The following is a 25,846-nucleotide window of genomic DNA, read 5'->3' on the forward strand; positions in this document are numbered from 1 at the left end:
AATAAGCATTAGGGTAATTATCTGAAATACGCTTTGAGGGATTGTTTAAATGCTCTGCGTAATTGTTTGAGGCTTACCAGTGACCATTTAAACAATCCTTTTCTTAGTAGCAATGGAAGTGCTGCTTTTCCTGTATGAACGCTATTAATGATCTCATTCCATTTGTTGAATAGGAATGCCTCAAAGGCTCTTATCGGATATCTTTTGGATTTTCTGTTGGCATACTTTAGATTTATTAAAAGACTTCCATAACCTTCAAAATGATTCCTGTTATATTGATGACTAAAAAGTTCAAGATGTAATTTCAGATTTTCTTCAGTTTGAACAAGGTCAAGATCAGCCTGCATGTTGGCTATAAGCCTTAACTCATTTTTTCTTTGGATTTCTTTTCTTTGCGTAGAGGTATTTGTCGAATGTATTCTATAGCTAACCAGTATAGAATCTAAGTTCTTAATCCTACCTATGGTTGCTATTCTCATGAATAAATCAAAATCTTCTGCCGGAGCATAATCCCTATACCCTCCAACCTGTTGAGCATGGCTCTTTTTAAAGATGCTTGCAGAGTTGACAAACATACTTCCAAAGAGCATAAAAAAATCATATTCATCAGCCACAGGCTGAATGAATTTCTCACCTGTAAGCCTTCCCTCTGAATCAATAATTTGCGCGTGTCCACCGCATAATGATATTTCCGGATGTGCAGTCATATATTGATACTGCAATTCAAGGCGTTCAGGATCGGCAACATCATCACTGTCCAGCACTGCAATAAATTCTGCACGTGCCAGATCCAGTAAACGATTCCGGGTAAATACCAGACCCTGATTGTAATCATTATGGATAAGTCGAATTCTTTTATCGCTGAAGGTGTTGATTATCTCCGCTGTATGATCAGTTGAGCCATCATTTAAGATGATGAGCTCAAAATCAGTAAATGTCTGATTCAGAACACTATTGATGGCTTCTTTGATATAAGGCGCAGAATTATATGCAGCCATGCATACAGATATTTTTGGATCATTTATTGAATACATATCCAATCTTTTAATTGTATTTCATCAGCCTTAACAGAAGGATCATTAATCCATTTTGCAGGAGCTATTACTATTTTATCCGGATGTATATTTAACCATGCTGCCCACCAGCTAAAGCTGCTGTTGGCAATTATATTGTACTTACATTTGCTCATTAAGTGCATATCTGTTGCAGCCTGATTCCCGGAATTCATAGAGAAATGCATATTGGGTAAATCCAAATTTTTCTCACACCAACCGATGTCGTTTGAAAATACAAAAAAAACAGGATTTTTAACTTTTTCCAAGATCAGATCTGATGCTTTTTGATAGTATTTTTTATCGCATATTTCGCCAAAAGCTGTATTACCAAGATAGTCCCCGCGGCGTATATGTATAGATACACTTTCAGTGCCATTGATCATTTCTAATAATTTTGTATTCCTTTCATCCAGGTTTTCTTTGAACTGGAAACATTTTCTAATATCTTCAGTTATGTCCTGGAAATATTTTTGATTTTGCCAGTAACCCCAATAAATTCTGTTACCCGGATCATTAAAAATATCGCTTTCGTACTCAAACCATTTTTTCTCTTCTCTGTAGGCATTTTTTAATCCTAATATCCTTCTCACCTTCCTTACTGCCCACGAACGGTCAGAAGGGTCGAAAAGTTTTATGGTGATGGAAGAGGCTTTATGTATACTGATATTGAATATTTTTTCTAGCTCGTAACCATTGTGGAGCCTGTAATTATCAAAATGGCTAATATCTGCTTTTACATTTTTAAACTTGTTTTCCAAAGCCTTATAAAATGCAAATTGGAACATTTGATTTCCTAGACCCCCTAAAAATCTAACTATCTTCATTTACTACTGAGTATCATTAATTGCCAAATATAAAACAGATTTATTTGATGGCAATATATTTTATTATGTAAATAGTCATTTGTATCAGATATAAAATTTCTAATCCAAAAGAAGTACCTTTGTCATTTTGACCACAACAGTTCAATTCTACTTTGATGTATAAGATCTTATTTATCACACAAAATTTGGCTCGGACGGGTTCAGAAATGGTATTGTTTTATTTATTACAACACCTGGATCCAAAGAAATATGCAGTACATGTATTTTGCTTTACTAAAGGTGAATTATATGAGGCTCTGCCGGAGCATATTCAGAAAAGTGTGAAGTTCGCTAAGGACACCAGTCTTCCGGAAAAACTTCTTTTGCGAATTCTTAAAAAATTTAAAAAAGATCCATTAACGTATCAGCTGAATAATATTCAGAAGAGATTTAATGCGGATATGTGGTTCATAAACACAATTTCTGTACCTGATCTGTTCTGGTTAGCAAAGGAACACAGGGTGAGGGTAGTTACCTATGTACATGAGCTTTTATATGCTTTTACTTTTATAAACCAGCAGACTATGCATAATCTCATCGCTGGTTCAGATGTTTGTATAGGTTGCTCAGAGGAAGTATGTGAAAGGATTTCCGAGATGGGACATAAGAATATCAGATTGCAGCATAGTTTTATTGATGTCAATCTGATCAGGCCTGACTGGGCAAAGGTGAATCTGTTTAAAGAAAAATTTGGATTTTTATCAGGCGATTTTATATGGGTCATTTCGGCTAAGACAACCTATATGAAAGGGCTTGATTACATCATCCCAATTCTAGAGTACTTTAAAGATCAGCCGGTAAAAATCCTTTGGATAGGAAATGAGGAGAATACCGGACTTGAGTATTATGTAAAGGAGACCAGTAGGTTGAAGTATCCTGGTAAATTAATTTTTGCTGGTGCCCAGTCTGAAGATTACTATAATTATCTCGCCCTTGGCAACGGCTTGTTGCTGTTATCTAGGGAAGAATCATTTTCGCTTGTACTGATTGAAGCAGCCAACCTGGGAATTCCGATGGTTTCATTTGATGTAGGAATAGCTAGAAAATTTATTAGAGAAGGGGCTGGATTTGTTGTAGAAAACAGAAATCTATTGCAACTTCTTGAGGCGATGAAGAAGATTCAGCATGGGGCTGCACCTGATAAAGAACAATTATCCTTGATGTCAATGGAGTACACTGTTGAACGGCAATTACCCAAGTTCGAAAATATCTTAGATGGGCTATTATAAGCCCGGACAGTCAGTGATTTAGACTTGTCAATTAAATACAGCTTGCATATTGTCAAGGAAACATTTAGTAATTACCATTTAATTTAAAAAAAGAGTGTAGCGAAAGATGGTTTTAAGTCGTTTAAATGCATATAATACTTTTTACTAATTAATAGCAATATCAGTACTCATTTTTTGTCTTAAATACACTGCCATGATTTCAATAGTTATTTGTTCAGCAAACTCCGTATTACTTGAGAATACGATTTCTAATATCAGAACCACGATAGGTGTTCCTTACGAAGTTATAAGTTTTGAGAACAGTGATGGGAAAATGGGCATATGTGAGGTTTATAATAAAGGAGCTAAAAAGGCAAATTATGAAATCATTTGTTTCATGCATGAAGATTTGGAAATAAAAACGGCAGACTGGGGAATTATAGTGGCAGATATTTTTAAGAGTAATCGAAAGATCGGATTAATTGGGGTTGCTGGTGGAGCCTATAAAAGTCTTGTTCCTTCAGGTTGGGGGGCAGGGAAAGATATGTTTAATACCATTTCTTGCAATTACCTGCAGTCCTTCAAGAAGACAAAAAAAGAATCCGTACACTGTTATGCAAATCCCGATGATGTCAACCTTGCCAAGGTAATTTGTGTAGATGGGATGTGGTTTTGTACTTTAAAGGAAATTGTGAATAAGTATCCATTTGATGAAAAGATGTTGAAAGGATTTCATTGCTACGACATTGATTATAGCTTATCAATCCAAGAAGATTATGAGGCTGTTGTTACCTATAAGATTCTATTGGAGCATTTTTCTGAAGGTGGTTATGACCGTAATTGGTTAAAGGATACGCTGAAATTACATTCGAAATGGAGTAAGAAACTTCCTCTTAGTCTAAAAGAAGCAGATCAACATATTAGTGATACACTAGAGAAAAGAGCATTTCAATGGTTATTGGAAAGAATGATTATCATGGATTATTCTATTTTTACGCTTATCTCCTTTTTAAAGCAGCAGAGAGATTCTGGTGTCTTGACCAGAAAGTTATATTTCAAGTCTCTTTACTATGCTTGTAAATATTATATATTTCAATCTAAATTCAGGAATGCCTAGGGAGAAAACAGATTTTCCTGATAAAGTTGAAAGAGCTGAGTCCCGATTTTTTTATGGTATAAAATAGGGAATTCTGTTTGCTGACCAATAAATAGAACAAGTATTTTTTTCTTATTATTTTGTTATTTTCATCAAAACAACTCAATAGTTGATAGATATATTTACGGGATTGAATTGACAGCCTACTGTATTGCTGAATCCAAAAAATGCTTTCAGAATTAAAAAATTGACTAGAATTATTTTCTGGCTTATTGCTGAGCCTTAACAGATCAGTTTCAGAAGAAATGTGCTGTCTATATTTCACAAGGTTTTTGCGAATCAATTTTATACCTCCGCGTTCTGAGGCAATCAAGGCAATCCACCTGTCATGGAAATATTTCTCATTAAAAGGGATAAGTTCCCGTACTAATTTTTTGTTGAAAAGTAAACTATGTCCGGATACGCAGTTAAAAAACAAAAAGGGATAAGGTTGCTTACCCTCATATAAGGTGTAAATATCAGAAAGCTTACCTTCGATAGTATGGCCATTTTCATCAATAAATGATGAGTCGTGGTAAATCAATGCATGCTCGCCAATGTTATTCATCTGAATCATTATTTTATGCGGATCCCATATATCATCTTGATCACATAACGCAATATAATCCCCTTTACACCGCTGAATTACCTGCTCAAAGTTTTTAACATAACCTAGGTTATGTTCATTCTGGTAATAATTAAAAAAAGGATACTTTATCGAGTATTCTTCCAGAATCTTTAATGTCCCATCCATAGAACAATCATCCGCGGCCAGAATTTCTAGATTAGGATAGGTCTGCATAACTAAACTATCAAGTTGTTCTACAAGATATTTTTGTCCATTGTAAGTGCATATTGCAATGGATACTAGTGGATAGCTACTTAATGAGGTTGACATTATTTTCCTATTCCTTTTTTTAATGCTTCAAGATATTGGTATCCCCATTTTTCATCTGGTTCCAGATGACATCCTTCTCCCCACTCATTCCATGCATTTATAAATAGGAATTGTTCATTTTCCGGAAATCGTTCCTGCGTATATTTCGTCATAAATTTCACCCAATGGTAAAATTTATCAGGATTAGCGCCTAGATACATTGTTGCTTTTGTTTTTCTTCTGGCAGAGTTGTCCCACGAAGGAAATACACTACGGAAATATTTATATGGTTTATCAGCCTTTTGGATGAGGTTATCTACCATGGAAGAATAGTGATAGATAAAATTATGATGATGAGCAGACTCTTTAATTCCCATTTTGTGCAGTACTTTATTAAGAAGGTACTTCGCATAATTATCTTTTTCTGCTTTTCTTCCTTTCAGACCTGAATCAGGAGCGAATTCCATGGCCGCATTAAAGCCATGGAGTGCGGGATCTATATTTTTAAGATGATTTTCTACTCTGATCAGGTAAAGATCTTCAAACCCGGCTTTTTTTGCTTTTTCACGCCATAAATTTGTAGCGCTGATAATATCAGGGTGTAATTCAGATCGATACATCAGAAATACGGGTTTATTGTCTATTTTAATATATCTTTCATCTTTAAAAAAAGGAAGGAGGTAGTCTATGTGTTTTTCATCATCTTCAATAGAATAATGCTGTTCAATTAATACCTCTTTTTCCATGCCGTCCCAGGTTCTGGTCCAGTTCTCATTTGCCCAGCATAAGCAGAAAGGCATATCAGGTTTTCCTTCCCTGAGCATATTTTCGATTGGTTTCTCCAGTAGCAAGTGTCCGCTAAACCAATAATGATAGAAACAAAATCCTTCAATTCCATAATGCTTGGCTTCTTCTGCCTGAGCCTCCATCACACGGTTATCGCTTAAATCGTAATAATTTTTATGTAGTGGAATATGTGGCTGATAGTGTCCTGGAAAACTCGGGACAGCTTTTTTTACATTTGTCCACTCAGTAAATCCTTTTTGCCACCAGTCATCATTCTCAGGAATAGTATGGTATTGGGGAAGATAGATAGCGATGGGTTTAATATTTGACATAGGTAATTAATCGTTAAAAGTCTGCATTTCAATCAGCCTGTTATACAGTCCTTTTTTTCTCATCAATTCTGTATGTGTACCAGTTTCGATCACTTCCCCCTTATCAATTACAGCAATAATATCTGCATTTTGTATGGTACTTAAACGGTGTGCAATGACAATGGAAGTGCGGCTTTCCATGAGCCTGTATAAAGCGTCCTGTACCAGTTTTTCGGATTCAGTATCTAAAGCGGAAGTTGCTTCATCTAAGAGCATAATAGGTGGATTCGCCAGTATTGCCCTTGCTATGCAGATGCGCTGTTTTTGTCCCCCTGATAATTTGTTTCCCCCATCACCAATGTTGGTCTCATAACCATCTTGTGTATTCAGAATAAATCCGTCGGCATTAGCAATTTTTGCGGCTGTAATGATCTCCTCCCTTGTTGCATCCGGTTTAGAAAAGGCAATGTTATTCGCTATACTATCATTAAACAAGATGGACTGCTGGTTAACTGTACCCATTAGAACCCGTAGGCTCTCAAAATTAATATCCTTCAGGTTATGCCCGTCTATGGAAATACTTCCGCCAATAGGATCATAAAAACGCGGGATAAGGTCTACCAGGGTACTCTTTCCTCCCCCTGAAGGTCCTACTAGAGCTATTGTTTGTCCTTTTTTGATAGTTAGATTGATATTCTTCAGAATCGGCTTGTTACCATAATCAAAATCTACATTTTGAAAACTGATAGATTCTTTAAAGTCGTTTAAAACAATAGCATCAGGCGCATTTATCATGGTGCTTTTGGTATCAATTAAATCAAGTACCCTCACCCCTGCGGCAATACCGGAATGGATACCACTAAAAGAATCTGTGATTGCTTTAATGGGCTGCATTACTTGAGAGAAGGTTGCAATATAAACAAGGAATTTCGAGGAGGTTAGAGAACCCTGATTGGTCAGGATCATATTTCCACCGTATAAAATAATAAATACTACCACTAAAACACCCAATGTTTGGGAAACAGGGGAAGCTAGCTGTTGTCTTCTTGTCATCTTTCGGGTAAGATTGGAATAGAAAATATTTTCGTCATGAAACTTCTTTTTTATCCTTTCTGTAGCATTAAAGGCTTTAATGATTTTTATACCACCCAGAGATTCGTCGAGAAACCCAATCATCTTAGCAAAAGATTCATGTGCTTGGGTTGCCTGTTGTTTAAGTCGTTTTACAATTTTACTAATAATGAACCCGGATATAGGGATGACTAGTAAAGAAAATATGGTAAGTTTTACAGATATAGACAGCAGCACGCCAATATAAAATAACAATTGAACAGGTTCTTTAAAGACTACCTGTAGAGTATTGGTCACTGTAAACTGGACAACCTGAACATCCGAGGCCACTTTAGAGATGATATCTCCCTTACGTTCACTACTGAAAAATCCGATATGAAGATCCATGATATTATCAAAAACTCTCTTTCTTAATTTTAACAGGGTATGGACTCTTAGGTCTTCCATGATACGTTGTGAAAAATAGCGGAAAAGATTTGCCAGGACAACAGAAATAACAATCACCACACAAACAATTTTTAGTGTATATAATTTTCCATGTGCATCCACAGAGTGGTTGATATAAGCATTAAAATGACCTACAAAATCGAATGATGAAGCTTTATCAATCATAGTCGCAGCATGTGCTCCGTCTTTAGGAGTGAATAGTGTTTCTAAAAGAGGGCCTATCAGTGTAAAAAGGAATGTATTACAAATTACTGCTAGTATTGTTGCTATAGCATATGGGATAGCAAATTTTTCTATCGGTTTTGCAAAAGATAACAGTCTGAAGTAAGTTTTCATCTAAAAAATTAAGAATGTAAAAATAGTTTTTTTATCTTTAAATCAGCCAGATTAGGACTGCATATACCCATTTGTAGAATATGTTATTTTTTGTGAGAGCGTTTTTTTATAAATAATGTCATTAGGTCCGGTATTACTTCTGGAATGTATTTTATGATATATATGATAACCGAGAGCAGCCATTTTAAGTCTTTTTCTTTTAATTCCTGAATGTAATAGACGTGCGCCAAATTCATAATCTTCCCCCCCCCATCCATTAAAGTTATTGTCATAACCGTTAATCGCTAGATAGTCTTTTTTCCAGAAGGCAAGGTTACATCCTTTGATATGGTAGGGATTGGAAGGATCGAGTTTGAAAATACCTGACAGAAATGGTACTCTTAGTGCATTGAATCTACTGTACAGACCAGAAGAAAAAATAGAAAATTTAGTGATCTTATTTTTCAGAATCTCTTTGGTTTTTTCTTTCGTGATCATGGCACGGCTTCCCTGAACAAAGGTTCCTATTTGAGCTGCTTTCAAATGGTCCGCAATGAATTCTTTGTGAATAAGGATGTCTCCATCAATTTCAACGATGTAATCAGAGGTTATATTCTTTACTGCTTTATTTAAGATGAGGCTTTTTCTAAAACCTTTATCTTCATGCCAGATATGTTTTATAGAAAGATTCAGCCGTTGTTTCAACCGTTCGATAAGTTGTCTGGTTTCTTCTCCTGATCCATCATCGGCAATGACGATTTCATCCGGAATTCTGGTTTGTTGTGCTACAGTATTTAAAACTAATTCAAGTGCCTGTGGCCAATTGTAGGTAGAAATTAATAAAGCAACTGATATTGAGTGATTTTGCATTAAGATATTGATGTAGAATAACTAATCTGCAAATTTACATTATTTATATTGTTTAATAAATTCATAATTTTAGCAATACCGTTAAAATATGGTTTTGCTGCGTCTATTCGTATTTGCCGGTTCATAAATCAATACCAGAAGATCTGGCCAAAATTAGAAGGGGAGAAGTCTTTTCCGGCTGAAGGCTTACGGTTATAGAGGATTATTTGACAATCTTGTAGTTTTTGTATTCTCCTATCCTGATTCCTGTCATATTGTAAATCGTCTCTAATATTTTCCTGCGAAAACTTAATTTTTTCCTTGCCTTGGTAGGATCAAAGCTGAACTTCCAGTTTGCCCTGTTGATGCGTTCAATCATTACTGCAGGATGTGTACCTGTGAAATGTTTAAGAAGGTCTGCATTGCCATAGTCAAAATCAGCAGTGTCAGGAATCACTTCAACCTTTGCTTCCGGATCATAAAAAAGATTAAAATTTTGTTTTTTCTTCAGCAATCCATGTGGTGGTTTAACCCATCCGTAATGATTGATATAGGCATCAATCAATCTCACGTTTATTTTCCTGCCATTTAGTCTGAATCCTTGGGCATCTCTATAAGAATGGATATCTACATTTCTTCTCAGGATCCGGATTTCACGTCGGTACCATCTCCTGGATTCTGCAATATAGTCATAAGACCCATAAAAGTGGTTATAGTTAAACAATAGGCCTTCTACCTTCGGATCCTGCAAGTTTTCCTCCATTTCCTTCACAATCAGGGGGAGGTCTTCTTCATGGACACATTCATCTCCCTGTATATAGAAAGCCCAGTCCACATCTTTAGAAATAGCATGAAATGCCTTGTCTGTTTCTTTCGCGAAAACTATACCGCCTTCCCTGAGATTTTCGTCCCATACCGTATCAATGATCCTGATTTTTGCAGAATTGATTTCTTCAATCAGTGTTCTGGTATGGTCGTCTCCTTTACCTACGGCAACAATAAACTCATCGCATATTGGAAGAATAGAGTTGATGGCTTCAACGATAGAATAATCATTCAGTACGGCATTTCTAATAAATGTAAAGCCTGCTACTTTCATAGGGATTTGAAGATAAGATGTGTATAAAAATAGCAAAGATAGTTTTATTCTGTTCTTAATACCGGTTTTATAAGCTGTGCTTTTTTCCAGTGCTCTCCTTTTTGATACAGCAGTTTGCTCATTGGGTATTTGAATTTCAGGTGACCATTATAATCTATACCTAATATTCTGTAAGGGATATCGGGTGATTTTTTCAGACATTCCTGTATTGCTTTTGTGTAAACACTTGGGCCTGTCATCTGATGTACATCGTGTGGATAGGTGTTTTTTCTGATATTTTCACAGACTAGTTCTATTGTTCTATTCAAAAAGGGATGATTTGCTTCAAAGATCAAAGCCCATTGTACAAATACACCTGGATTTTTTTCACTGGAAATGATGGCGCTATCATTTGGCTGAATAAAATCTTTTAGTTTGCCACTAATACTACTATCAATATCAAGATAGATCCCCCCTTTTTTGAAGAGAATCAGGTACCTGAAAAAATCGGCTTTTGCAGCACCAATGTTTATTTTTCTATAGAGCTGAAGAATTTCTTCATTGTATTCATCAGCAATAAACTGCTCAATTCTTTCATCGTCATAAAATTCATAGGCATATTCAGGATTTCTTTTCCTGAACTTCGAAATATGCCAGCGTGTGATCAAAGGAAGACCTGATGTTTTAAATGTCTGATGTATAATTTTGGGTATGGACATGAAATTTTTGATTAAAGCCCTCCGGGGCTATGTCTGATATTTTAACAAAGCTTAACTCTTTTGCTAAAGATTGACAGGGATGCAAGTTAGCGATATTTCCAGCATAGTAATAACAGGAGCGTAAAAAACAAACACGCCTTTTGAGCAGAGTAGAAATTTTTCGAAGCCTCATGGATTTCAGGTGAGTTGATGCCGGAATGAGCTATTTTTAGACTTTATCTGTCTTGAAAAAAGGACTTATTGGATTGTATATGCAGAATAAGAGTGTTATCGTAAACAGATGAGTTGTATTTGTATGGAAAATGACACATGAAATATAACATGTTTTTTATACAGAATACCTTTAATAATTGTATTATATACCCTGTAAAAAGTCATTTTTTTAGCTAATTGGTTGTTTTTTAGGGGCTTCTTAAATAAAAGTAGTGTCTTATGAAAGACAGGGCACTGAGCTCTTTACCGGGAGGAAAGGTTTGACTCTTCTGCTAAAAAAAGTCAAACTTATCGAATCCTTAAAATTTGTTAAATTTGGAACGGTGTTTGTATAACTGTTGTGAGAATTAAAATTTTGTTTAATTTTGCTACACAAAAAAATTATACAATTTAAATTTGTTTAACCTTTAAAAAGAAAAAAATTATGAATTATTCTACTTTAAAGAAGGGGCTAGCAGTTTCTTTTGTTGCAGCATTGGGAGTTACATCTCTTGCATCTGCACAGGATTCTACAGCAACTTCATCTTCAGCCAAAGTATTTGGTGGAAGAAGCCAGTACAGAACCTGGACTATTGGGGTTAATGGTGGTGTTATGTCTCCATTCCTTGCAATCGGTGGATCTAATGATTTCACAAATGCTGATGTTAACTTAGGTTACGGTATTTCATTGAAAAAACAATTAGGACATGCATTCGGATTAGAAGGAAATATTTTCCGTGGAAAAGTTTCTGGAACTAACAAAGATGCGGCTAACGGATCTCAATTCGGTTACAGCAGTTTCGAAACCGAAATTGGTTATGCAGCAGATATTAGAGGTGTTGTTAACGTTGCTACTGTAGATTTCTTACGTCGTGAGAACTCTGTTAACTTCTTCGTTACTGCTGGTTACGGTTTAGTTGCTTATGCTCCAAAAACTACTTCTGCAACTGGTGTTGAATTTGACTGGAAAGATAAAGCTGGTGATAACGGTGATAAAACTTATGTTAAAGAAGCTTATATCCCAGTTGGAGCAGGTGTGAAATTTAAAGTTTCTGACCGTGTTGCTTTTAACTTAGGTTATACCATGCACTTCATTGATTCTGATAATTTTGACGGTGTTGTGGCTAAAGGAAATACTAAAGATAAATTCTCTTACGGATATGCTGGATTAGAATTCTCCTTAGGTTCTAAATCTAAACCAGATTTAAACTGGGTTAACCCATTAGCTTTAATGTATGATGAATTGAAAGATCCTTCATTGCGTCAGGAAGTTGAAGCACTTAAAAACCGTGTTTCTAACGTTGAGAAATCAATCGAAGATTTGAAAAAAGATAGCGATGGTGATGGTGTTTCTGATCAATTTGACAAATGCCCTGGAACTCCAGCAGGTACTGCAGTTGATGGTTCAGGATGTCCTCTTCCAGTAACTACAACTACTGGTACTGGTAATGTAACTGGTTTCGAAACTATCCAATTTGAATTCAACTCTTCAGTTTTAAAAACTGAATCTTATCCTACTTTAGATAAATTATCTTCTACATTACGTGAAGAAGGTGGTAAAGTGTCTGTTAAAGGTTACGCTTCAAGCGAAGGTACTGCTGCATACAACTTGAAACTATCTAAAGATAGAGCAAATTCTGTAAAAACTTACCTGGTTAACTCTGGTGTTAATGCTAGTCAAGTGGCTACAAAAGGTTATGGAGAAGCTAATCCAATCGCTTCTAACGATACTGAAGAAGGTCGTATCCAAAACCGTCGTGTTGAAACTTCAAGAAACTAATATTTCTTAAACAACATCATAAAAAAAGGGTTCCGATATCGGAACCCTTTTTTTATGATGTTGTTTTTTAATTCAGGATTATGAAGTGCTATTTGTATAATTTTATACATTTGTTCATATGTACTTCTTCAGAAAAAAAGATCCGGACAGACCGAAAAGTATTGATATCAAAATCATGCATGTGATTAATGTAATCGCCATATCAGTTTTTCTTATTGGGATCACCTTAAAACTCCTTCAACTGATTTAATTATAGTATTACTTTCTCATTCCAACTCTCTGCCCGAGCGTTGATTATCATCAAAAACAATATATTCCCATGAAAACAATCATCAATACCACTAGTGCCCCGGCTCCTATAGGCCCTTACAGTCAGGCGGTAGCCGCTAACGGATTTCTATTCGTCTCGGGACAGATTCCAATTAATCCTGTTACTGGAGAACTTAGTATCGCATCTATAAAAGACGAAACAGAACAAGTCATGCGCAACCTTCATGCTGTATTATTAGAAGCTGGCTATGAATTTTCACATATCCTGAAAACAACTATATTTTTGTCTGATATGAGTTTATTTGCTGAAGTAAATGAAGTATATGGTTCTTATTTTGAATCTGATTTTCCGGCACGTGAGACTGTAGCGGTAAAAGGTCTTCCCAAAGGAGTAAATGTTGAAATCTCGGTGACTGCCTATAAAGCATAATGGCAAAATCAAACATACGGTATTTCCTGGCAGGTATTGTCTCATTTACTATCTGGGGTTTCTTTGCGCTTCCTTTACGTAACATAAAAGCTTTCCCGGCTCAGGAAATTCTGTATTACCGTGTTTTTACTTCCCTTGTTTTTATATGGCTGACTATACTTCTTTTCAGAAGGAAACAGTTGAAAGCTGATCTGGCTTATCTTCGTACCATAAGCAAAGCTCAAAAAAATACCCTATTCATTCAGATTGCTGTATCTACTGTCTTTTTAACCCTGAATTGGTTTACCTTTATTTATGCAATCAATAACGTCAGTCTGACCTCTGCGGCCTTTGCCTATATGGTCTGTCCGTTGCTCACCGCCTTTGGCGGATTCATGATCCTTAAGGAACAACTGTCAAGGATAAAACTCATTTCACTTTTGGTGGCACTGATCAGCATTGTATTTCTGGCCACAGGATCTTTGGTAGAAGTATTGTGGTCCGCGTTTATCGCTGTATTCTATGCAGGATACCTGCTGATACAAAGAAAGATGCAGGGACTGGATAAATTGAATATACTCGCCACACAGATTGCACTTTCGGTATTGATAATGTTGCCTTTCTTTTTTCAACAGTATAATGGCCTGCCGCAAAGCGGATTTTTCTGGTTGAATATCGTTATTATAGCCATCATGTTTACCCTTGTACCCCTGTTCTTAAATCTCTACGCGCTCATCGGCTTACCCTCCTCTACATTGGGTGTTATGATTTACATCAATCCTATTATTGCATTTGTCGTTGCTGTGCTTTACTTCGGGGAAGTGATTTCTTTATACCAGCTCTATGCCTACCTATTGTTATTATTTTCTGTTTTTTTATTCAACTGGAATGTGATAAAGGATATCTTTACACCAAAGGATAAAATTAACAACTGATATTTTGTTTGCTTCTGATTTAGATACAACGATTGAGTTTCTCAAGGGCGTAGGCCCTAAGCGTGCCGAGATTCTGCAAAAGGAACTGGGTATCTATACGTATGCACATTTATTGAATTATTACCCCTTCCGCTACATTGACAGGACCCGGTTTTATAAAATCAGTGAATTGCATCCCGACCTGCCTTATGTACAGATTCTTGGCCGTATTACCGGCAAAGAAAGTATTGGTGAAAAGCATAAGAAAAGAATTGTTGCCCGCCTTACCGATGAGACAGGGAGCATTGAACTGGTGTGGTTCCAGAGTTTAAAATGGGTGGATGAAAATGTAATGCGTGGTAAAGTATACATTGCTTTCGGAAAACCGGCCGTTTTCAACGGCTCATTCAGTATTTCCCACCCTGAATTGGAAAATTATCCCCGGCCGGCTACGATAACCGGAAATATGACCCTTCAGCCTGTTTACAATTCTACCGAAAAGCTAAAGAAATTTATGCTGGACAGTAAAGGAATTCAGAAACTTCAGGCGCTGGTGATCGAAAATTGCCTCCATGAGGTTAAAGAAACGATTCCTTTCTACATCCTTGAAAAATATAAGCTTGTCAACCGTCGTGAAGCTTTGCTGAATATCCATTTTCCAAAGGATAACACAGCCTTACAACATGCACAGCGCAGGCTTAAATTTGAAGAGCTATTCTTTATTCAGCTGCAACTGTTGAGTAGTAAACAGTTCCGCGAGATGAAGTTTAAAGGGCATCTTTTCAGCGTGGTGGGAGAGAAGCTGAATACTTTTTATAAAGAAATATTACCTTTTGATCTAACAGGAGCACAAAAACGTGTGATTAAGGAGATCAGGCTGGATACGCAAAGAGGCGTGCAGATGAATCGTCTGGTTCAGGGAGATGTGGGAAGCGGAAAAACTGTTGTAGCTTTAATGAGTATGTTGCTGGCAAACGATAATGGTTACCAGGCCTGTATGATGGCGCCTACAGAAATCCTGGCCAGGCAGCACTATCATTCTATTGCATCGCTGTTAGGTGATAAGCTGGTTAAAGTAGCCATTCTTACTGGTAACAGTACCAAGAAACAACGTACAGTCTTACATGAACAACTGGAGAATGGAGAGATTGACATTCTGGTCGGTACGCATGCCCTGATCGAGGATAAGGTCGTCTTTAAGAACCTTGGGCTGGTGGTGATCGACGAGCAGCACCGCTTTGGAGTGGAACAGCGGGCGAAGTTATGGCGTAAAAACAGCATACCCCCTCATATTCTTGTCATGACCGCTACGCCGATCCCCAGGACACTCGCAATGACCCTCTATGGTGATCTGGATGTTTCTATGATCGATGAGCTCCCTGTAGGCCGGAAACCGATTGAAACGAAACACTTGTTTGAAGGACAGCGGATGAGGATGTTCGGATTTATGAAAACGGAAATTGCCAAAGGCAGGCAGGTATATGTAGTCTATCCGCTAATTAAGGAAAGTGAGAAACTTGATTTGCTGCATTTGGAAGCCGGTATAGAACAAATGCGCTATCAGTTCCCGCTACCTGAATTCCAGATCAGTATTGTGCATGGAAAAATGCGTAATGTGGATAAACAGTTTGAAATGCAGCGTTTTATCAAAGGGGAGACTCAGATTATGGTAGCAACCACAGTGATTGAGGTAGGGGTGAATGTGCCCAATGCTTCTGTGATGATCATTGAAAATGCGGAACGGTTCGGACTGTCCCAGTTACATCAGTTACGCGGAAGGGTAGGCAGGGGGGCTGAACAATCCTATTGTATCCTGATGTCAGGCAATAAGCTCAGCAAAGAAGGGCGTTTGCGTCTGGACACGATGGTAAAAACCAATAATGGTTTTGAGATTTCCGAAATAGACCTGGAGTTACGTGGTCCCGGCGACCTGTCTGGCACACAGCAAAGTGGGGTGCTGGATCTTAAGCTGGCGGACCTGGTCAAAGATCAGCAGATTTTGCACGAAGCCCGGAATACTGTTATTGAAGTATTTCTCGAGGATCCACTGCTTTCCTTACCTCAGAATGCTTTGTTAAAACGTTTCGTAGATAAAAAAAGCAGCGGAATAGCCCTCGATAAAATCTCTTAACGGTCTTGTTCCTGAGGAAGAGAGTTAATCTTCATCACTTCCCGGCATGGAGCCACTGCCTGTATAGGCTCCTTTTCTGATGACCGGAACCCCAAGGTGTTTATATAAGTCGTCGAGGTGAAGCAAGCTGCCATTGGTCAGGTTGCCCAGAAAGATGATCACAATGTTCTTATTCAGGTCACGCACATAAATGTGACGGAAACCATGCCACCAACCCGTATGATAGACCACTTTTCTGCCATTATCACCATCAAACATTCTCCAGCCATACCCATAGTTAAAGTGGCCATTTACCGCCTTGTTATGTCCGGTATAAGCAGAGTCCAGGCTCGCTTTTTTAAGTAGTCTACCTTTTTTCAGTGCATTGTCATATAGGACAAGATCATGTATGGTACTGTATATCCCCTTGTCACCTACCGGCCCGTCTAAAAAGTTCTGTACCACAGAATATCTCCAGGTACGGTCATGTCCAACCACATCTACCGGTATTTTAGGATATACTGTCGTGGAATACACATGGGTATGTTTCATGCCTGCAGGCTTAAACACATTTTCCATCATATATTCTGCATAGGTTTTTCCTGTTGCCTTTTCAATAATTGCAGCGAGCACCATAAAATTGGAATTGTTATAGTGGAACCGGGTATCCGGAGCAGCGTACCTGTTTGGTTTATGTTCCGCTATAAGGTTCATGACATCCTGGTTACTCATTGGTTTTTTCTTGTCCTTCCATATCCCATCAGTGAAATATACATAATTCATCATGCCACTGCGGTGTGTCAGCAGGAGCTTCACAGTAATACCATCATATGGAAAGTTCGGATAATATTTCTTTACATCATCAGTAAGTTTAATCTTACCCTTTTCTACCAGCTGCATGATGGCTACACCGGTAAATGTTTTCGTTACTGAAGCCAATTCAAATTCAGAATTGATTTTGAGGCTGTCACGGTGGAGGTAATCTGCCCATCCGATGGCCTTCTCATACAATATTTTACCATCTTTTGCCACCAGCATATTTCCGTTAAACCCTGATTTTTTATGCAGGTTCTGTACAAAATCTGCGATCCATTTGTCTCCCTTGGCAGGATTGTAAACCAACAGAAGACTGTCGGTTTTATCGTCATTTATCGTCCGGATTTTTGGATCAGGTACTTTATTTTCAGCATTGGAACAGGCATTAAACAGAAAAGTGGCCAGGAGAGCCACAGGTAGAAATGTACGATAGGTCATGAATATAGATGATTCTTTTTTAAAGCTTGAAAATTAAACAAATATAACCCTTTAAACGAAAAAGAGTTTTAAACATTATCAAAAACGTCACATTCGTCTATCATATAAAAGCTTATTTTTGATGCATAATATTTAGGATGAATGCTTTTAAGCGGAATGAGATATTAAGAAAGTTCAATAAACGTTAGACAACATAAGAAATAATAAATTGTAAGAAAATGAATTTTAGAACCGAACACGACACCATGGGCGAAGTGCAGGTACCTGCCGATAAATATTGGGGGGCACAAACTGAACGTTCAAGAAATAATTTTAAAATAGGACCTGAAGCTTCCATGCCAAAAGAGATTATCCATGCTTTCGGATATTTGAAAAAGGCAGCGGCGCTGGCCAATAATGAATTAGGTGTACTTGCTGCTGATAAGGCAGAATGGATTGCTAAAGCCTGTGATGAGGTCATCGCAGGGCAACTTGACGATCAGTTTCCACTGGTGATCTGGCAAACAGGTTCAGGAACACAAAGCAATATGAATGCAAATGAAGTTATTGCTTACCGTGCACATGTTTTAAATGGGGGCGATCTTTCAGATGAGAAGAAAATCCTTCATCCCAATGATGATGTGAATAAATCACAATCTTCAAATGATACTTATCCTACAGCGATGCACATTGCTGCGTATAAACAGGCAGTTGATATTACCCTTCCGGGATTAGAAAAACTGGAGAAGACCTTAAGGGCGAAAGCGGTTGAGTTTGCGGATATCGTAAAAACCGGTAGAACCCATTTCATGGATGCGACTCCTTTAACACTGGGTCAGGAGTTTTCTGGTTATGCGCAACAGCTGACCAATAGCATCAGGGCAATTCACAATGCTTTGGTGATGATTACCGAATTGGCTTTGGGTGGTACGGCAGTAGGTACGGGTCTGAATACGCCAAAAGGTTATGATGTTCTTGTGGCACAGAAGATCGCTGCCCTTACCGGTTTACCATTTGTTACTGCTCCAAATAAATTTGAAGCATTGGCAGCACATGACGCGATGGTTGAATTATCAGGTGCCTATAAACGTACTGCTGTAGCATTGATGAAAATCGCAAATGATGTAAGGATGTTAAGTTCTGGTCCCCGTTCCGGGATCGGTGAAATTATTATCCCTGACAATGAACCGGGTTCTTCGATTATGCCTGGAAAAGTAAATCCTACACAACCGGAAGCACTGACAATGGTGTGCGCACAGGTGATGGGGAATGATGTTACCGTGGGTATTGGTGGCAGTAACGGGCATTTTGAACTGAATGTTTTTAAACCTGTTATTGCGGCAAATGTGCTGCAGTCGGGCAGATTGCTGGGAGATGCATGTGTATCATTTAATGACAACTGCGCAGTAGGTATCCTGCCTAACCTGCCGGAAATTAAAAAACACCTGGAAAATTCATTGATGCTGGTTACGGCCCTTAATCCGCATATTGGTTATGAGAATGCAGCCAAGATTGCAAAAAAAGCACATAAGGAAAATAAAACACTCCGTGAGGCTGCAGTAGAACTTGGATTATTAACCAGTGAACAGTTTGATGAGTGGGTGAAACCGGGAGATATGGTGGGTAGCTTAAAATAATATGAATAGATACCATTATCTAATTATTCTATTTTGTTTGGTGGCGTTTCTCGGTTGCGAGAGACGCCCAAACGTTCAGGGTAATGGGGAAGTTTTTTTGCAGGGAATCTGGAATCAGGACAGTATCGCGAATGCTGCAACACTGATGAACTACACCCAGCATAAGCTGAAGTTTACCTGTGATTCCTTTTATGTGGACCTGACTACACATTCCAAGGTGAATTATTATGAAGATCCCTGTTACAATAACGGAGTATGGAAAGAATATGCAAAGGGCGTTTATGAAGTCCGGAAGGATAGTTTATTCCTGATTGGTACCTATACCAAATCGAACTACAAACAAAAGGTATCAGGCTGTTATACCATAGGGATATACAGGAAGAGTTTTATGATTAAATCGACCGACTCCACCCATATTGCTTTACAGAACCTCAGCGATCAGCGGGAGGTGAATCTGGTACTGAAACAACAACTCACATGTGTTCCTCAGGAACTATAAAAGAAATATTAATGAATACATTCAAAAGGATTTGCATTGCAGTCGCAATTGTAGCTTATTTACCATTTAATGCCGCCGCATGGGGCAAAACTGGCCACCGTGTGGTGGGACAAATTGCCGATTATTATTTAACGGCCAAAGCGCGCAAGGCGGTGAAAGAGATTTTAGGCAATGAAACGATGGCTATAGCGAGTAACTGGCCTGATTTCATCAAGTCTGATACTTCATTCAAGTACCTTGACAGCTGGCACTATGTGAACATCCCTGGAGGACTCAACCAGCAACAGGTATTTCAGTTTCTGGATAATGATAAAGCAGGAAATGTATACAATAAAATTCCTGAACTCATCGCTACGCTAAAGAATAAGCAAAGTACAGCGGAACAGAAATTGCTGGCGATGCGTTTATTGATCCATTTTGTAGGCGATATCCATCAGCCTATGCATACCGCAAGAAAAGAAGACCTTGGCGGGAATAAATTATATGTGACCTGGTTTGGCCAGAAGACTAACCTGCACCATGTATGGGATGAGAGCCTTATTGAATATCAGCAGTTAAGTTATACGGAATATGCTGCTGCAGTAAATCACCCGACCAAAGATCAGTTTAACCAATGGAGCAATGATTCCTTAAAACAAAGTGTTTACGAGTCGTACCAGGCCTGCAATAAAATATATGACATGACCAAAGCAGATGATAAATTAAGCTACCGCTATAATTTTGATTTTGTGGATATGCTGAACGAAAGTTTATTAAAGGGCGGCATTCGTCTGGCTAAAATTATTAACAGTATTTACATCTAATCATTACAGCTATGAAGATTCTAATGGTTTGTTTGGGGAATATCTGTCGTTCCCCGCTCGCAGAAGGAATTGTCAGGCATCTGGCGCAGGAAAAAAAACTGGATTGGGAGATTGCCTCTGCAGGTACAGGAAACTGGCATATCGGACAACCTGCAGATAAACGCAGCATCGCAATAGCAAAAACATATGGATACGATATTTCTGCACAGCGGGCACAACATTTTAATGTCCGGATGTTTGATGAATACGACCATATCCTGGTGATGGATAAGAACAATTTAAGGGATGTACTGCGGCTTGCGGCAAATGCCGAACAACGGAAAAAAGTAAGGCTATTCTTGACAGAAGAATCGGAAGTGACCGATCCTTATTTTGACGATTTGTTGTTTGATCCTGTTTTTAAAACCATAGAGTTACGGGCGAAAAAACTGATTCAGGAACTGAGTCATTAGGGTAGTACTATTGTCGTGTTTATATTTTCTTGCTGAGAAATTCAGGGGGCAGACTGTCTGTTTTTCTAAAGATTGAAAACTTTTATCTGGTTAAGATGTTCTTTTTGCACATCAAAATCTAGAAAAAATGGAAAACATTGCAGTAAACCCCGAAACACTTAATGACCTGATTCAAATCAACAATGACAGGGTTGCCGGATACGAAAAAGCTATAGAAGAATTGAAGCCGGAGGACAGTGACCTGAAAGCATTATTTGTGAAAATGATTGGTGAAAGCCACCGGCATAAACTGGCATTGGCTACTGCCATACAGGGAAGCGGAACGGACCTGGAAACAGGAACAACCACTTCAGGAAAGATTTACCGCGCATGGATGGACGTGAAAGCTGTGTTTACAGGACATGACAGGAAAACTATCCTAAACAATTGTGAGGCCGGAGAAGATGCTGCACAAAGAGCATACAAATCCGCCTTAGCGGAAGAAGGATTGTCGGCAGACACCATAAGCCTGATCCAGGAGCAAAAAGTTGAATTGAGAGCTTCTCATGACCAGATTAAAGCATTGCGGGACTTACAAGGTTAATCCCCATTTGCTGTAATAAAAAACCCGCTTTATCTGACCTATGATAAAGCGGGTTTTTTTATATCCGTTTTGTTTTTCTTTTCCGGTTAAATCCCGAATTCCTTATCAAGGTATTCAGACACCCGGTCTATCGCATTGTCTATCGTGTTGCTGAGTATCGTAATGAAAGACCCTGACTTCGCCGTAGCAATCAAAAACTGAAGCGCCTCGGCACCATTGTTATTGATAATGATTTCCATGTCGGGCTTTATTTCTTTAATGCCTGAAATCAGTAAATCAATAATTTCCTGTTGCTGACGGCCGCGCAGATATTTTTCCTGACAAATGATGATTTTATCAAACATTTGTGCAGCAATCCGTGCGGTTTCCTGGATGTCTTCATCACGCCTGTCGCCTGTGCCGGAAATTACCCCAATATGTTCTGTGGCCTCAATAGTTTTCAGATAATCCTTAACACCATTAAAGCCGTCAGGATTATGTGCAAAATCTACCAGGATCTTGAATTCTTTAAACTTAAAGATATTCATCCTTCCCGGAGTTTGTGCTGCTGATGGAATGAAAGTTTCCAGTGACATGCGGATGTCTTCAATTTTATATCCGCAAAGGAATGTAGCCAGAGTTGCAGCAAGAACATTCTGAATCATGAATTCAACACTACCGCCGAAGGTCAATGGAATATGGGTCACTTTGTCTACCCTTATTTTCCAGTCGCCTTTTTTGATGGTAATATATCCATTTTCATAAATGGCTGCGGTGCCTCCTTTTTTACAATGATCTGCAATCACCGGATTGCTTTCATCCATGCTAAAATAGGCCACTTTACAGTCCGCTTTTTCAGCGATTTTAACACAGTATTTGTTATCTGCATTGAGGACAGCCCATCCATCTCTCTTCACCGCTCCAATAACTACTGCTTTGACACGGGTTAAATCTGAAAGGTTATGGATATCAGAAATTCCGAGATGGTCTTCCTGAATATTGGTCACTACGCCGATATCGCATCTGTTAAAGCCTAATCCTGCCCTGAGGATACCGCCACGTGCCGTCTCAAGAACGGCAAACTCAACGGTAGGATCCCGGAGAATAAATTCTGTACTTACCGGACCTGTAGTGTCACCTTTCATCAGCATGGTATTCTGTACATAGATCCCATCTGAGGTAGTAAAACCAACCCTGGTTCCATTGCTCTTCACAATGTGCGCAATTAATCTTGTGGTCGTCGTTTTACCGTTTGTTCCGGTAACAGCTATAATAGGTATCCTGGCAGATTTTCCCGGAGGATACAACATATCAATTACAGGGGCGGCAACATTCCTTGGCAGTCCCTCGCTTGGTGCAAGGTGCATACGGAATCCAGGTGCTGCATTTACCTCAAGAATCACCCCTCCATTTTCCGTTAGCGGCTGTGTCAGGTTTTGTGCCATTACATCGATACCACAGATATCAAGTCCGATAATCCTGGAAATGCGCTCGCTCATAAAAATGTTCTGCGGATGAACAAGATCTGTGACATCAATGGAAGTCCCACCGGTACTGAGATTGGCGGTAGATTTCAGGTATACCAATTCTCCATTAGGAACAATGGTCTCCAGTGTGTATTCCTTTTTCTCCAGCAGGTCCAGTGTATCCCGGTCTACAAGGATTTCAGTAAGCACATTTTCGTGTCCGTATCCCCTTCTCGGGTCTTCATTCTCTTTATCAATTAATTGCTGTACCGTATTTATTCCATTACCTGTGATATGAGCCGGTACACGTAAAGCTGCGGCAACCATTTTATTGTCAATAACCAGGATACGGAAATCATATCCCGTGATAAAGCTTTCAATAATTACTCTTCTGGAATACTGTTTTGCATATTCAAAAGCCAGGTAGGCTGCTGCTTTATCCTTCACATTGATGGAAGCTCCTTTTCCATGATTTCCATCAAGGGGTTTAAAAACCAATGGGAAACCTACGGTTTTGATGGCATCATCAAGATCTGCGATGTCAGAGATTGTTACTCCTTTGGCCACAGGGATCGCAGAATCCTTTAACATGCGTTTGGTCTCGTCTTTATTTCCGGCAATGTCCACAGCGATGCTATTGGTTTTGTCGGTCATTGTAGCCCTGAAGCGCACCTGGTTTTTTCCATAACCCAGCTGAACCAGGGAACTTTTGTTCAGTCTGATCCAGGGAATATCTTTCGCAATCGCCTCGTCAACAATAGAACCCGTACTGGGGCCAAGGCGCTCCAGTTGCCGGAGTTCCCTCAGTCGCTGAATATCAGCTTCCAGGTCATATTCTTCATTGTTGATTAATGCCTCAGCAATTTTCACACTTGCCTCTGCTGCATAGACGCCTGCCTTTTCCTCAATATAGCTGAAAACTACATTATAGATGCCATCAGTTTTTGTCTGCCTTGTTCTTCCGAAACCAGTGTCCATCCCTGCAAGGGTCTGGATTTCCAGTGCAATGTGTTCAATAACATGCCCCATCCATGTGCCTTCCTGTACCCTTACAAAGAAACCACCCGGTTCTCCTTTCGAACATCTGTGTGTATACAGACTGGGGATCAATTTCTGTAGGCGGTCACCGAATCCATCAATAGTATTGCTTGGACTTTGTTCCATCTCTTCCAGATCCAGTCGCATCTGTATTAATTTCTTTCTCTTAATCGACCAGATATTTGGCCCTCTTAGCACTTGGATGCCGAGTATTTTCATATAGTGTATTGTGTTTTCGTGTTATCAAATTGATTTTATCCCGCAGGTCTGGTTTTTTATCCTATGACGGTATCCTATAAAATCTTGTTGTTTTGCCTTTTTGCGGCGATCCGCTTCGACAGCGGTTATTTATCTCAGGCTTTGCTTTTCATTATAGCAAGCAAAGCCGTTTTTTTTATGAAAATATGCAAAATATTACATCTTACAAAGAGTTACGACGCAGCTACTGCAGGAATGTATGTAATTCGAAGTTAAAGGTTAAACCATTCTTAAGGTCTAAGATAAGACGGGTGCACTTGTTTTTGTTTGGTAAAAAACAAAATATATTTTCAGTCATATGGTGTGAGAGCTGCTGCAATTTATGAAATAAATTTATAAATTTTAAATGGAAGCAAAATTTACGTTTGCAGGTTCTTTTAACAAAGGTGCAGGTGTAAATTTCTTTGGTACTGTTTAGTGGGGGGCTCTTTCCCGATAAGGGGCAGGGAGGTTATATGGTCAAGCTAAAAGGTTATAGTTTTTTAATTTATTTTAATGGTAAAAAGCTCATCATTCAAGATGGTGATCTTGTAATTTAATATTAACAATGCTTTTATTATTGACAAAACATGGTAATATTTAAGCTGAGGAACATATATTTGAAATTTTAGTACTATAAAAACAAGTAAAATGGCTCCAAAAGGTAAATTGATAATTATTGGTGGTGCAATCAATACAGGTAGTTTTACCGAAACACAATTCGGAATGCCCCAGAATATGAATTTCTTTGAGAGAGGTATCCTGAAACGTATTACCACTGAATCTATCAAGGATACGGCTTCCCGTTTCGAAATCATTACTACAGCATCTTTGGTTCCCGAAAAGGTAGGAGAAGAGTATATCAAAGCTTTTGCACAACTGGATGTGCATGATGTTGGCGTGTTGAATATCAGTAATCGCGAACAAGCGAACGACGTATTGAACTGTGAGCGTGTTAAGGCTGCAGAAGTCCTGATTTTTACCGGGGGTGATCAGCTGCGCTTGTCTTCTATATTTGGTGGAACGGCCATACATCAGATTTTGCTGGATAAATATGAAAATGAGCAGATCGTGATTGCAGGTACTTCTGCAGGCGCAGCAGCAAGTTCAAAGAATATGATCTACCAGGGAAACAGTAAAGATGCCTTGTTGAAAGGTGAAGTCAAGATTACCGGCGGACTTGGGTTTATTGACGGCGTAATTGTAGATACGCATTTTGTACAGCGTGGACGTATCGGGCGTTTATTGTATGCTGCGGCAAGTAATCCGGGAATCCTGGGAATCGGTCTTGGAGAAGATACCGGATTGTATATTTCCAACGGGAATACCATGGAAGCTATCGGATCGGGCATGGTGATCCTGGTAGATGGGAGACACATGACGGATACAAATTTAACTGATGTAGAAATGGGGCAACCCGTTTCTATTAAAAATATGGTGGTGCATGTCATGTGTGATGGTGATACGTATGATCTTAGTGCACATCAGCTGACTATTCATCATCCAAAGGTTACTTCATTAGACTAAACG

The 25,846-nt window shown here is 38.6% G+C and carries 23 protein-coding genes; 13 read left to right on the forward strand and 10 right to left on the reverse strand.

The features are described from left to right. Positions 1-17: 17 nt before the first annotated feature. Both ACSBL2_RS00850 and ACSBL2_RS00855 read right to left on the reverse strand, forming a co-directional pair. On the reverse strand, positions 18-1,034 hold the full coding sequence (locus ACSBL2_RS00850; protein WP_442592262.1) for a glycosyltransferase family 2 protein: 1,017 nt from the start codon (positions 1,032-1,034) through the stop codon (positions 18-20). Continuing rightward, positions 1,022-1,879, reverse strand: a complete 858-nt coding sequence (locus tag ACSBL2_RS00855) for an alpha-1,2-fucosyltransferase (RefSeq protein ID WP_442589784.1) — start codon at positions 1,877-1,879, stop codon at positions 1,022-1,024. The genes ACSBL2_RS00850 and ACSBL2_RS00855 overlap by 13 nt, the downstream gene beginning before the upstream one ends. A 155-nt stretch (positions 1,880-2,034) precedes the next feature. Here ACSBL2_RS00855 and ACSBL2_RS00860 point away from each other — a divergent pair, with 155 nt between their 5' ends. After that, positions 2,035-3,147: a glycosyltransferase family 4 protein gene (locus ACSBL2_RS00860; protein WP_442589785.1), complete on the forward strand. Its 1,113-nt coding sequence runs from the start codon at positions 2,035-2,037 to the stop codon at positions 3,145-3,147. 193 nt (positions 3,148-3,340) lie between these two features. Beyond that, positions 3,341-4,243 (forward strand): glycosyltransferase, encoded by a 903-nt coding sequence (locus ACSBL2_RS00865; RefSeq protein WP_442589786.1) that lies wholly within the window; start codon positions 3,341-3,343, stop codon positions 4,241-4,243. On the opposite strand, the gene ACSBL2_RS00870 is transcribed toward ACSBL2_RS00865, so the two are convergent. The 6 genes from ACSBL2_RS00870 to ACSBL2_RS00895 form a co-directional block, all read right to left on the reverse strand. After that, positions 4,230-5,159, reverse strand: coding sequence for a glycosyltransferase (locus tag ACSBL2_RS00870; RefSeq protein ID WP_442589787.1), 930 nt, complete (start codon positions 5,157-5,159; stop codon positions 4,230-4,232). The two genes, ACSBL2_RS00865 and ACSBL2_RS00870, sit on opposite strands and share 14 nt — an antisense overlap. After that, on the reverse strand, positions 5,159-6,256 hold the full coding sequence (locus ACSBL2_RS00875) for a glycosyltransferase WbsX family protein (RefSeq protein WP_442589788.1): 1,098 nt from the start codon (positions 6,254-6,256) through the stop codon (positions 5,159-5,161). Before ACSBL2_RS00875 ends, ACSBL2_RS00870 begins: the two co-directional genes overlap by 1 nt. Before the next feature lie 6 nt (positions 6,257-6,262). Next, positions 6,263-8,089 (reverse strand): ABC transporter ATP-binding protein, encoded by a 1,827-nt coding sequence (locus ACSBL2_RS00880; RefSeq protein WP_442589789.1) that lies wholly within the window; start codon positions 8,087-8,089, stop codon positions 6,263-6,265. 51 nt (positions 8,090-8,140) lie between these two features. Then, a complete protein-coding gene (locus ACSBL2_RS00885) occupies positions 8,141-8,938 on the reverse strand; it encodes a glycosyltransferase family 2 protein (protein WP_442589790.1) in 798 nt (265 codons plus the stop codon). 202 nt (positions 8,939-9,140) lie between these two features. Next, a complete protein-coding gene (locus ACSBL2_RS00890; protein ID WP_442589791.1) occupies positions 9,141-10,016 on the reverse strand; it encodes a glycosyltransferase family 2 protein in 876 nt (291 codons plus the stop codon). A gap of 44 nt (positions 10,017-10,060) precedes the next feature. Beyond that, the gene (locus ACSBL2_RS00895) at positions 10,061-10,714 is read right to left on the reverse strand and encodes a glycosyltransferase family 32 protein (RefSeq protein WP_442589792.1); all 654 of its coding nucleotides are present in this window, start codon (positions 10,712-10,714) and stop codon (positions 10,061-10,063) included. Positions 10,715-11,351: 637 nt separating this feature from the next. On the opposite strand from ACSBL2_RS00895, the gene ACSBL2_RS00900 reads away from it, so the two are divergent. The 5 genes from ACSBL2_RS00900 to recG all read left to right on the forward strand — a co-directional run bounded on the left by ACSBL2_RS00900 (position 11,352) and on the right by recG (position 16,410). Next, complete coding sequence (locus ACSBL2_RS00900; protein WP_442589793.1) at positions 11,352-12,686, forward strand: OmpA family protein; 1,335 nt, start codon at positions 11,352-11,354, stop codon at positions 12,684-12,686. 118 nt (positions 12,687-12,804) lie between these two features. Further along, positions 12,805-12,936 carry a DUF6728 family protein gene (locus tag ACSBL2_RS00905; RefSeq protein WP_442589794.1) on the forward strand — a complete coding sequence of 44 codons (132 nt, stop codon included), beginning with the start codon at positions 12,805-12,807 and terminating at the stop codon, positions 12,934-12,936. Positions 12,937-13,005: 69 nt separating this feature from the next. Further along, positions 13,006-13,386 carry a RidA family protein gene (locus ACSBL2_RS00910; protein WP_442589795.1) on the forward strand — a complete coding sequence of 127 codons (381 nt, stop codon included), beginning with the start codon at positions 13,006-13,008 and terminating at the stop codon, positions 13,384-13,386. Further along, the gene (locus tag ACSBL2_RS00915; RefSeq protein WP_442589796.1) at positions 13,386-14,300 is read left to right on the forward strand and encodes an EamA family transporter; all 915 of its coding nucleotides are present in this window, start codon (positions 13,386-13,388) and stop codon (positions 14,298-14,300) included. Before ACSBL2_RS00910 ends, ACSBL2_RS00915 begins: the two co-directional genes overlap by 1 nt. Before the next feature lie 4 nt (positions 14,301-14,304). Next, positions 14,305-16,410: an ATP-dependent DNA helicase RecG gene (gene recG / locus ACSBL2_RS00920; protein ID WP_442589797.1), complete on the forward strand. Its 2,106-nt coding sequence runs from the start codon at positions 14,305-14,307 to the stop codon at positions 16,408-16,410. A gap of 24 nt (positions 16,411-16,434) precedes the next feature. On the opposite strand, the gene ACSBL2_RS00925 is transcribed toward recG, so the two are convergent. After that, positions 16,435-17,643 carry a serine hydrolase domain-containing protein gene (locus tag ACSBL2_RS00925; RefSeq protein WP_442589798.1) on the reverse strand — a complete coding sequence of 403 codons (1,209 nt, stop codon included), beginning with the start codon at positions 17,641-17,643 and terminating at the stop codon, positions 16,435-16,437. 218 nt (positions 17,644-17,861) lie between these two features. Between ACSBL2_RS00925 and fumC the strand changes: the two genes are divergently transcribed. The 5 genes from fumC (at position 17,862) to ACSBL2_RS00950 (ending at position 21,596) form a co-directional block, all read left to right on the forward strand. Then, the gene (fumC, locus tag ACSBL2_RS00930; RefSeq protein WP_442589799.1) at positions 17,862-19,259 is read left to right on the forward strand and encodes a class II fumarate hydratase; all 1,398 of its coding nucleotides are present in this window, start codon (positions 17,862-17,864) and stop codon (positions 19,257-19,259) included. 1 nt (position 19,260) lies between these two features. Continuing rightward, a complete protein-coding gene (locus ACSBL2_RS00935) occupies positions 19,261-19,758 on the forward strand; it encodes a fumarate hydratase (RefSeq protein WP_442589800.1) in 498 nt (165 codons plus the stop codon). Between the two features lie 11 nt (positions 19,759-19,769). Next, positions 19,770-20,561, forward strand: a complete 792-nt coding sequence (locus ACSBL2_RS00940; protein ID WP_442589801.1) for a S1/P1 nuclease — start codon at positions 19,770-19,772, stop codon at positions 20,559-20,561. Positions 20,562-20,572: 11 nt separating this feature from the next. Then, positions 20,573-21,013, forward strand: coding sequence for a low molecular weight protein-tyrosine-phosphatase (locus tag ACSBL2_RS00945; RefSeq protein ID WP_442589802.1), 441 nt, complete (start codon positions 20,573-20,575; stop codon positions 21,011-21,013). 127 nt (positions 21,014-21,140) lie between these two features. Next, on the forward strand, positions 21,141-21,596 hold the full coding sequence (locus ACSBL2_RS00950) for a ferritin-like domain-containing protein (protein ID WP_442589803.1): 456 nt from the start codon (positions 21,141-21,143) through the stop codon (positions 21,594-21,596). Between the two features lie 86 nt (positions 21,597-21,682). On the opposite strand, the gene cphA is transcribed toward ACSBL2_RS00950, so the two are convergent. Beyond that, the gene (gene cphA / locus ACSBL2_RS00955) at positions 21,683-24,298 is read right to left on the reverse strand and encodes a cyanophycin synthetase (protein WP_442589804.1); all 2,616 of its coding nucleotides are present in this window, start codon (positions 24,296-24,298) and stop codon (positions 21,683-21,685) included. Between the two features lie 669 nt (positions 24,299-24,967). On the opposite strand from cphA, the gene ACSBL2_RS00960 reads away from it, so the two are divergent. Further along, positions 24,968-25,843 carry a cyanophycinase gene (locus ACSBL2_RS00960; RefSeq protein ID WP_442589805.1) on the forward strand — a complete coding sequence of 292 codons (876 nt, stop codon included), beginning with the start codon at positions 24,968-24,970 and terminating at the stop codon, positions 25,841-25,843. Positions 25,844-25,846: the final 3 nt, after the last annotated feature.

The sequence above is a fragment of the Pedobacter sp. AW31-3R genome (assembly GCF_052180285.1).
Classification (GTDB): Bacteria; Bacteroidota; Bacteroidia; order Sphingobacteriales; family Sphingobacteriaceae; genus Pedobacter.